This window comes from Rhodoferax sp., assembly GCF_023701345.1.
GTDB lineage: Bacteria > Pseudomonadota > Gammaproteobacteria > Burkholderiales > Burkholderiaceae_C > Rhodoferax.
This window is the reverse complement of the sequence record NZ_JAMPXE010000131.1, coordinates 1-8,673: the sequence shown is the minus strand read 5'-3', so window position 1 is coordinate 8,673 and position 8,673 is coordinate 1. Positions and strand designations below refer to the sequence as shown.

At 63.7% G+C, this 8,673-nt stretch carries 11 protein-coding genes; 8 read left to right on the top strand and 3 right to left on the bottom strand.

Annotated features, from left to right (window positions below; genetic code table 11):
• Positions 1–142 precede the first annotated feature (142 nt).
• Genes NDI87_RS14680 through NDI87_RS14650 form a run of 7 tightly spaced genes read left to right on the top strand, consistent with a single transcriptional unit; the run spans position 143 to position 4,908 of the window.
• The gene (locus NDI87_RS14680) at positions 143–265 is read left to right on the top strand and encodes a hypothetical protein (protein ID WP_296276165.1); all 123 of its coding nucleotides are present in this window, start codon (positions 143–145) and stop codon (positions 263–265) included.
• A gap of 10 nt (positions 266–275) precedes the next feature.
• Entirely contained in the window at positions 276–1,061 is a 786-nt protein-coding gene (locus NDI87_RS14675; RefSeq protein ID WP_296276164.1) for an NRDE family protein, read from the top strand.
• A 54-nt stretch (positions 1,062–1,115) separates the two neighbouring features.
• The gene (locus NDI87_RS14670; RefSeq protein WP_296276161.1) at positions 1,116–1,436 is read left to right on the top strand and encodes a virulence-associated protein VapB; all 321 of its coding nucleotides are present in this window, start codon (positions 1,116–1,118) and stop codon (positions 1,434–1,436) included.
• Positions 1,436–1,873, top strand: a complete 438-nt coding sequence (locus tag NDI87_RS14665; RefSeq protein WP_296276160.1) for a type II toxin-antitoxin system VapC family toxin — start codon at positions 1,436–1,438, stop codon at positions 1,871–1,873. The genes NDI87_RS14670 and NDI87_RS14665 overlap by 1 nt, the downstream gene beginning before the upstream one ends.
• An 11-nt stretch (positions 1,874–1,884) precedes the next feature.
• A complete protein-coding gene (serB, locus tag NDI87_RS14660) occupies positions 1,885–2,598 on the top strand; it encodes a phosphoserine phosphatase SerB (RefSeq protein WP_296276159.1) in 714 nt (237 codons plus the stop codon).
• An 8-nt stretch (positions 2,599–2,606) separates the two neighbouring features.
• A complete protein-coding gene (locus tag NDI87_RS14655; protein ID WP_296276158.1) occupies positions 2,607–4,265 on the top strand; it encodes an ExeA family protein in 1,659 nt (552 codons plus the stop codon).
• Positions 4,266–4,269: 4 nt separating this feature from the next.
• Positions 4,270–4,908 (top strand): general secretion pathway protein GspB, encoded by a 639-nt coding sequence (locus tag NDI87_RS14650; RefSeq protein WP_296276156.1) that lies wholly within the window; start codon positions 4,270–4,272, stop codon positions 4,906–4,908.
• Positions 4,909–4,910: 2 nt separating this feature from the next.
• Here the strand turns inward: NDI87_RS14650 and NDI87_RS14645 are convergent, their stop codons facing one another.
• Positions 4,911–6,353: a dihydrolipoyl dehydrogenase gene (locus tag NDI87_RS14645; protein WP_296276154.1), complete on the bottom strand. Its 1,443-nt coding sequence runs from the start codon at positions 6,351–6,353 to the stop codon at positions 4,911–4,913.
• A 337-nt stretch (positions 6,354–6,690) separates the two neighbouring features.
• Between NDI87_RS14645 and NDI87_RS14640 the strand changes: the two genes are divergently transcribed.
• Positions 6,691–6,900 carry a CsbD family protein gene (locus NDI87_RS14640; RefSeq protein WP_296276152.1) on the top strand — a complete coding sequence of 70 codons (210 nt, stop codon included), beginning with the start codon at positions 6,691–6,693 and terminating at the stop codon, positions 6,898–6,900.
• A 45-nt stretch (positions 6,901–6,945) separates the two neighbouring features.
• Here NDI87_RS14640 and NDI87_RS14635 read toward each other — a convergent pair whose 3' ends face one another.
• Positions 6,946–8,316, bottom strand: coding sequence for a TrpB-like pyridoxal phosphate-dependent enzyme (locus NDI87_RS14635; RefSeq protein WP_296276150.1), 1,371 nt, complete (start codon positions 8,314–8,316; stop codon positions 6,946–6,948).
• 90 nt (positions 8,317–8,406) lie between these two features.
• Positions 8,407–8,673: ribose-5-phosphate isomerase A (locus NDI87_RS14630; RefSeq protein WP_296276149.1), on the bottom strand; the 267-nt coding region annotated here is incomplete at its 5' end.

Genomic DNA, 8,673 nt, shown 5'->3' with positions numbered 1-8,673 from the left:
TGATCAGCAGCTTTGAGCCGAAGTCACAAGCACAGCAATCCTGGACCAAGCTGGCCTTGCGTCGCCGCGAAGAGGTCAGAGAAGGACAAGTTGCCATGCGCCCTGGGCCTGAAGCCGTGCAGCGCGTCAGAGCCCGCATCGCATGACCTATGCCATTTATCCGCAAGCGGAGGAAGAATTAACCCAAGCTGCCATGTTTTACGCTGAACATGCCAGCAAAGCCATTGCCGCCGCTTTTTTGGATGAATTTGATCGCGTACTTTGAACCATCCCCCATGTGCCTGATCGCCTGGAACTGGCAGCCGGACAGCCCCAAGCCGCTGCTGCTGATTGCCAACCGCGACGAGTTCTACGCGCGACCGACCGCGCCGCTGCATTGGTGGCAGGACGCCGACATTCTGGCCGGGCGCGACTTGCAGGCAGGCGGCACCTGGCTCGGCGTCAGCCGCAGCGGGCGGCTGGCGGCATTGACCAACCACCGCGACCCCGCCAAGCAGCGGGCCGATGCGCCGTCGCGCGGCGAGTTGGTCAGCGCGTTCTTACAGGCCGATACCAGTGCCAGCGATTACCTGACCGAGTTGGCCGGGCGCGCCGGCAACTACAACCCGTTCAATCTGCTGGTCTTTGACGGCACCCGGCTGCTGGGTCTGGAGAGCCGCCATGCCAGGGTGATCACCATGCAGCCGGGCATCGGCGCGGTCTCCAATGCCGACTTCCTGACGCCCTGGCCCAAACTGGCAAGCTTGAGCGGCAGCCTGCAAAAGCTGCTGGCGCAACAGCACCCCAGCGACGCCCAGCTGCTGGCGCTGCTGCACAACCCACGCCTCGCAGCCGACGCCGACTTGCCGGCCACCGGCATTCCGCTGGAACTTGAACGCGCGCTCTCGGCCGCCTTTGTTGCCCTGCCCGATTACGGCACCCGGGCCTGCAGCGTGGTGCGCTTTGAGGCAGACAGCGTCACTTTTCTGGAGCAGAGCTTTGATGCCAAGGGCAGCGCTGGCACCCGGCAAGTCACAGCAACTTTGCAGCGCACGTATTGCCATCCGAGCACACCGCGATGACATATGCTTAAGCATAGGCTAAACTCAAGCCCTCACCGCATCGGGAGAACCACCATGCCCATCGTCTCTGAAAAAACCGCTGACTACCCACTTGAGTCGCCCGCGCGCCATGTGCGCCTGTTTCGCAACGGGGCAAATCAGGCCGTGCGTATTCCGAAAGAGTTCGAATTGCCAGGCACCGACGCGCTCATGCACCGCGAAGGCAACCGGCTGATTTTGGAGTTGGTGGCAGACAAACCCGCCCAAGGCACCATGGCCGCCCTGGCGCTGGCGCTACAGGAAATGACCACCGTGGGCACGATTAACGAAGCCTTCCCGGATGTCGATGCAGGCCTGCTACCGCTCGACGACATCGATTTTGGGGAAGATAGATGATGTCTGGCCCCAAGCTGTATTTGCTCGATACCAACGTCATATCCGACATGATGCGCAATCCCGCCGGCACCGCTGCCCAGCGTGCGCTGTTGATTGCGGCCAATGAACCTAACAGCAAGGTATGCACCAGCGTCGTGGTGCAATGCGAACTGCTCTTCGGTTTGCGCAGGCGCACCAACCCGCGCTGGTCCACGCAGTACGAGCACATAATGGCCTCTATCGATGTGCTGGCCCTGGAAGCTGCCGTTGCGCCCCACTATGCCGAGCTGCGGACCGATCTCGAACTGTCTGGCACCCCGATTGGCCCCAATGACACGCTGATCGCCGCCCACGCGCTGGCGCTGGGTGCCACACTGGTGACCGCAGACGCAGAATTTGCCCGCGTGCCCGGGCTGCAGGTGGAAAACTGGCTGCTGCCAGCCACCGCCAAACAATGAACTTTTCCACCATGAAACCCTCCGTATTCGCCCCCGGCCTGATGATTGCAGGCATCACCCCACCGCTGCGTTTGACCGACTTCAAGCTGATCGCGTTTGACATGGACTCGACCCTGATCGACATCGAGTGTGTCGATGAAATAGCCGCTGCGGTCGGCCGCAAGCCACAAGTGGCGGCCATCACCGAAGCCGCCATGCGCGGCGAAATAGCTGACTACAAGGAGAGCCTGCGCCAGCGCGTGGCGCTGCTCAAGGGCGTCACGGTGGCCGACATGGAACGCATTTACCAGAACCACCTGCAGCTCAACCCCGGCGCGGCCGAGCTGGTGCGCGCCTGCCAGCAGGCCGGGCTCAAGGTGCTGCTGGTGTCGGGCGGCTTTACTTTCTTCACCGACCGGATTCGCGACCGGCTGGGCATCGACTACACCCGCGCCAATGTGCTGGAGCTCGACAGCGGCGTGCTGACCGGCCGCATGGTGGACCAGCCCTGGGGCGACATTTGTGATGGCGCGGAAAAGCGCACCATGCTGCTGCAAACCTGTGCCGCGCTGGGCATCAGCCCGGGCCAGGCGATTGCCATGGGCGACGGCGCCAACGACCTGCCGATGATGGCCGAATCCGGCCTGTCGGTGGCGTACCACGCCAAACCGGCGGTGCGCGAATTTGCCAACGTGTCGATCGAGTCCGGCGGGCTGGACCGGCTGTTGACGCTCTTCCAGGACTGATCACAAGCATGTACACCTCCCACTTCGGCCTGAGCCAGGACCCGTTTTCGATCGCACCCGACCCGCGCTACCTGTTCATGAGCGAGCGCCACCGCGAGGCCCTGGCGCACCTGCTCTATGGCGTGGCGGGCGGGGCGCAGGCCACGGGCGGCACGGGGGGTGGTTTTGTCTTGCTGACCGGCGACATCGGCACCGGCAAGACCACCATTTGCCGCTGCTTTCTGGCGCAAATACCGCCCAATTGCCACGTCGCCTACATCTTCAACCCCAAACTCAACGTGCCGGAGTTGCTGCAGTCGATCTGCGAAGAGTTTCACATCACGCTCAGCCCGGCCGCGTCCGGCGCGCCGACCGTCAAGGACTACATTGACGCGCTCAACGCCTTTTTGCTGCAAAGCCATGCCGCCGGCCAAAGCAGCGTGCTCATCATCGACGAAGCGCAAAACCTGGCCGCTGACGTGCTGGAGCAATTGCGCCTGCTGACCAACCTGGAAACCAACGAGCGCAAGTTGCTGCAGATTGTGCTGATCGGCCAGCCCGAGCTGCGCGACATGCTGGCGCGGCCGGAACTGGAACAGCTGGCGCAACGCGTGATTGCGCGTTTTCACCTTGACGCGCTGACCCCGGCCGAGGCCACGCAGTACATCGGGCACCGCCTGGGCGTGGCGGGTCACACGGGCGCGCTGCCGTTTGAGCCCAAAGCCCTGCAGCGCATCCACCACCTTACCCGCGGTGTGCCCCGGCGCATCAACCTGCTTTGCGGGCGCGCGCTGCTGGGTGCGTGGGCCAATGGACTGCCAAGCGTCAGCCGGTCGGTGGTGGACAAAGCCGCAGCCGAGGTGTTTGGCACCGAGCCGGGGCAAGCCCCAGGTGCCAGGCGCCAACGCATGGGCTACGCGCTGGCGGGCCTGGCCCTATTGGCGGCCCTGCTGGGTTTTTTGATCTGGTCAACGCAACAAGACACCCAGGCGACGTCCCGCGCAGCGGCACCCACGGCGCAAGCGGCCCTCCCAAAAGCAGCCGCCTCCAAACCGCCCGCCCCAATCGAAAGCCTGCAGACCCTGTGGCCGCAGCTGCCAGCCGACATTGACAGCGCCTGGCGCGAACTGGCACCCGACTGGAAACTGCCGGCCAACAGCGCCGACCCCTGCCAAACCGCCGGCGCGCAAGGCGTGCAGTGTTACCGCGCCAGCAAGCTGACCATGCCCCTGCTGCGCCAGCTCGACCGCCCGGGCATCCTGACACTGCAAGCGGCCCAGGGCCCGGCGCTGCATGCCTTGCTGGTGGGCCTGTCCGACCAAACGGCCACCTTGCGGCTGAACGGTAGCCTGCACACCGTCAGGCTGGTTGAGTTGGCGCAGTTCTGGCGTGGCGACTTTGCCACCTTTTGGCAGCTGCCGGAGGGTTACAACACCGGCCTGCAAGATGGCGGCAGCGGCCCGGCGATTGACTGGCTGGCCAGCCGCTTGAACCAGCTCGACGGCGTGCCGTCCAGGGGCACCGATGCCGCCCCCCTCGCTCTGGACGCTGACCTGCGCGCACGGGTGCGGGCCTTCCAGCGCGCCCGCGGCATCGCCCCGGACGGCCGGCCCGGCCCCATGACGTTCATGCAGATCGAGAGCGCCACCCAGGGCCAGTTTCCCCATCTGCTCACCGACCCGCGATAAACCCATGTCTTATATTCTTGATGCCCTCAAAAGGGCCGATGCCGAACGTGAACGCGGCGCGGCCCCCGGTCTGCACACGCGCCACCAGCTGCCCTCCGGCAGCCCGGCCCATCCAGACACCCGCCGACCGCTGTGGCTGGCCGTGGCAGGTGGCGTGACGCTGCTTTTGCTGGCGGCAGGTTTCTGGTTTGGGCGCGCCCCTGTCAAGCCACCCCCGGTAGCGCCTGCCGAGCCGGTCGCGGCCAGCGCGCCGCCCACGGTTTCAGCGCCAGTGGCACCGGCACCCGTTGCGGTTGCCGAGGCGCCCAGGGTCCAGGTGAAGCCGGTGGCAACGCCTGCCCCGGCCAAAGCAGCGGCAGCGCCGTCCTCCACACCCGCCGCACCAGCCCAAACTGCCGTTTCGGCGCCCGCTGCCACCGTGCCGCTGCTGACTGAATTGCCGCCGGACCTGCGTAGCCAGATCCCCAAAATCACCATCACCGGCAGCGTGTATTCGGACAGCCCGGCACAGCGCTTGCTGCTGGTCAACAACCTGGTGCTGGCACAGGGCGCCCAGGTGGCCCCGGACCTGACGCTGGAAGAAATCAAGCGGCGCAACTCGGTGTTCAGCTTCCAGGGCACCCGCTTTCGCGTGCTGCACTGAAGTCAGGCGCCAGGCCCGCAATCCATACAACGCTCGATCACTGGCGGACCGATGTGCAGCTTGTGGCTGAGATCGCGCAGGGCGGTGCGCAGCCCTTCTTCAATGACCGGATGATAGAAAGGCATTTCCAGCATGCTGGAGACGGTCATGCGTTGTTGCGCCGCCCAGGCCAGCAGGTGGCCAATATGCTCGGCGGCGGGGCCGAACATTTCTGCCCCCAGAAACAAGCCGCTGCCTTGTTCGCCATAGACTTTCAGAAGCCCCTGGTTGCGCAGCATGACCCGACTGCGCCCCTGGTCCTCGAAAGACACGACGCCCACGGCAAAACGATCCTTGAACCGCTCGTTGAGCTGTTTCAGGTTAACGCCCACCGATGCGATTTGCGGGTCGGTGAAAACCACCGCCAAGGGTGTGCGGCGCAAGCCGGATTGGACATCGGGATAGCGGCCAGCATTGCCGCCAGCGATGCGCCCCTGGTCGGCCGCTTCGTGCAACAGGGGAGCGTCGTTGCTGGCATCGCCGGCAATGAAGATCGTGCTATGGCCGCACTGCAGCGTGGTGCGGTCAAACAACGGCACGCCGCGTTTGTCCAATTGCAAACCGGTGTTTTTCAAGCCGAGGCCAGCGACATCGGGCGCCCGACCGGTCGCCGCCAGCACATAGTCGAAGCGCTCGGTTTTCCAGCCGCCAACGCGGTGCAGGTAGTTGACTGCGACCCCGGTGGCAGTTTCCCTGACGGACTTCACCTGTGCCGAGGCATCCAGATAAAACTCGCCGTTGAAGGTTTTGTTGGCGTAGTCCCGAATGGCCGGGTCCTGAATGGCGGCAATTCCGCCGCCGACGCCGAACACCTTGACCTGCACGCCCAAACGGCTCATGGCCTGTGCCAGCTCCATCCCCAGTACGCCAGGACCGAACACCGCCAGACGGGTCGGCAAGGTGGCTAAATCGAAGATGTTTTCATTGGTCAGCAGCCGGGCGCTCAATCCTTTCAACACCGGCGGCAGCACGGGAATGCTGCCGGTGGCGATGACGATGCGCTTGGCGTGAATCAACTGGCCATGTTCCGTCACCAGGGTATTGGCATCCTGAAACCTGACGGTTGCCGTCAAGCGGTTGCCGGGCGCAATGGCGTCAACCGTTTCCAGCACGAACCCGACAAAACGGTCGCGCTCACGCTGCACGCGCGCCATCACCGCCGCGCCATCCACCGTGATGCCTTGCACCTGCACCCCGAACGGCTCAACGTGCCGAGCCTGGTGCGCCGCCTCTGCGGCGGCAATCAGCAGTTTGCTGGGCATGCAACCCACGCGGGCGCAAGTCGTGCCGTAGCTGCCACCTTCGATCAGCAAAACGGATTTGGTCTGGGCAGAAGCGGCCCGGTAGGCGCCCATGCCGGCAGTACCGGCACCGATGATGGCAACTTCAACGTGAAGGGGTGTCATGGCAGCTTTCCTGTAAGGGGTGAAAAGTGGCAGGTGCATGCAGGAGCAGGCCGGGGATGGTGTATTGGGTCATGGTTTTCTCCAGCAGAAGAAATGATGCGCCGCCGCCGTGCCCCTGACTGTGCTCCAGCGAACGTTGGCAGGGCACAAAACCGAAAAAATCAGCCCGGCACGCCTTTCAGAGGAGCGAGGCCAATTGCCACTTTCAAGGTGGATGTCAATGGAATTTCCTGTGTATGCAAGCACACCGACAACACGTCTGGCCAGGGCTAATCTGAAACCGGGTCTGATACAGGCTCGTGATTGCATTTATCCACTTCATTCAAAAGGAAATCTCATGAACAAAGACCAAGTCAAGGGCCAGGTAAAAAATATCGCTGGCAAAGTACAGGAAGCCACTGGCAAGCTGGTGGACAGCAAATCGCAGGAAGTTAAAGGTACCAACCTGCAGGTGGAAGGCAAGGTCCAAAAGGCATACGGCGATGCCAAGGAGGTTGTCAAAGATGCCCGCGATGCAGTGAAGAAAGCCGTGAAATCGCATTCTTGATACCGGCTGTGCGTGCCAATGCGCTTGCTGTGCTCAAGTTTTACTTCACACCGGCTCGGGCACGCTGGGCAGGCCCGCCAGCGCCATGGCCAGTTCGGCCTCGTCGTAGTGCTCGTCGGTGAGTTCACCGGCAAAGTACTTCTGGTACGAGGTCATGTCAAAGTGGCCGTGGCCGCACAGGTTGAACAAAATGGTCTCTGACTTGCCCTCGGCCTTGCAGCGCAGCGCCTCGACAATCGCGCCCTTGATGGCGTGGTTGGCTTCCGGGGCGGGCACGATGCCCTCGTGGCGCGCAAACAGCACGCCGGCCTCAAAACATTCCACCTGGTTGTACGACACGGCCTCCATCAGGCCCAGTTCCTTGACGTGCGACACCAGCGGCGCCATGCCGTGGTAGCGCAGGCCACCGGCATGAAAACCGGGCGGCGTGAACTGGCTGCCCAGCGTGTGCATTTTGGTCAGCGGCGTCATGTGGCCGGTGTCGCCAAAGTCGTAGGCGTATTTGCCGCGCGTGAGTGACGGGCAGGCGGCGGGCTCGACCGCGACAATGCGCGGCTTGGGGCCACCGCGCAGGCCGTGGCCGATGAACGGGAAGGCAATGCCGGCAAAGTTGGAGCCGCCACCGGTGCAGCCCACCACCACGTCGGGCCAGGCATCGGCCATTTCCATTTGCAGCATGGCTTCCTGGCCGATGATGGTCTGGTGCAGCAGCACATGGTTGAGCACCGAGCCCAGCGCGTATTTGGTGTCGTCGCGCTGCACCGCCAGCTCCACCGCTTCCGAGATCGCAATGCCCAGGCTGCCAGGATGGTGCGGGTCTTTGGCCAGCACCGAGCGGCCATAGGCCGTTTGAGTCGAGGGCGAGGCAAAGCAGCGGGCGCCATAGGTTTCCATGACGGCGCGGCGGTAGGGCTTCTGGTCGTAGGACACGCGCACCTGAAACACCTCGACTTCCATGCCGTAGAGCGAACCGGCGAACGCCAGCGAGGTGCCCCACTGGCCGGCGCCGGTTTCGGTCACCAGGCGCTTGACGCCGGCCTCCTTGTTGTAAAAAGCCTGTGGCACCGCGGTGTTGGGCTTGTGGCTGCCGGCCGGGCTGCCGCCTTCGTATTTGTAATAAATTTTGGCCGGCGTGCCCAGCGCTTTTTCCAGCCGGTGGGCGCGAAACAGGGGGGCCGGCCGCCACAGTTGAAACACGTCGCGCACCGGCTCGGGAATTTCAATCTCGCGCTCAAGGCTCACCTCCTGCAGGATCAGGGCCATCGGGAACAGCGGCGCCAGATCGTCCGGACCCACCGGCTGCATGGTGCCGGGGTGCAATACCGGGGGCAAGGGCTTGGGCAGGTCGGCCTGCAGGTTGTACCAGAACCTGGGCATCTGGTTTTCGTGCAAAAGGTACTTGGTTTGCTGGCTCATGGCGACTCCTGGAAAGTTGCAAATAACGCTTGCGTCAAGTATGCGCTCGTTCCCCCGCCCAGGGCCCGGGACCAGCGCCCGGGTTTACCCTCAAAAGACCAGGGTCTTGACCCCATCGGCCGTACCCAGCAGGCAAATCTGCGCTTTTTGACAGGCAAACACGCCCACGGTCACCACCCCCGGCCATTGGTTCACCTCGGACTCGAAAGCCAGCGGGTCGCTGATCTGCAAGCCGGTGACATCGACCAGGTACTGGCCGTTGTCGGTGACCAGTGGCACACCATTGCTGAGCCGCAACTTGCCTTGCGCACCCTTGGCCGCAAACTGGCGCATGACGCGCTGCGCCGCCATCGGGAT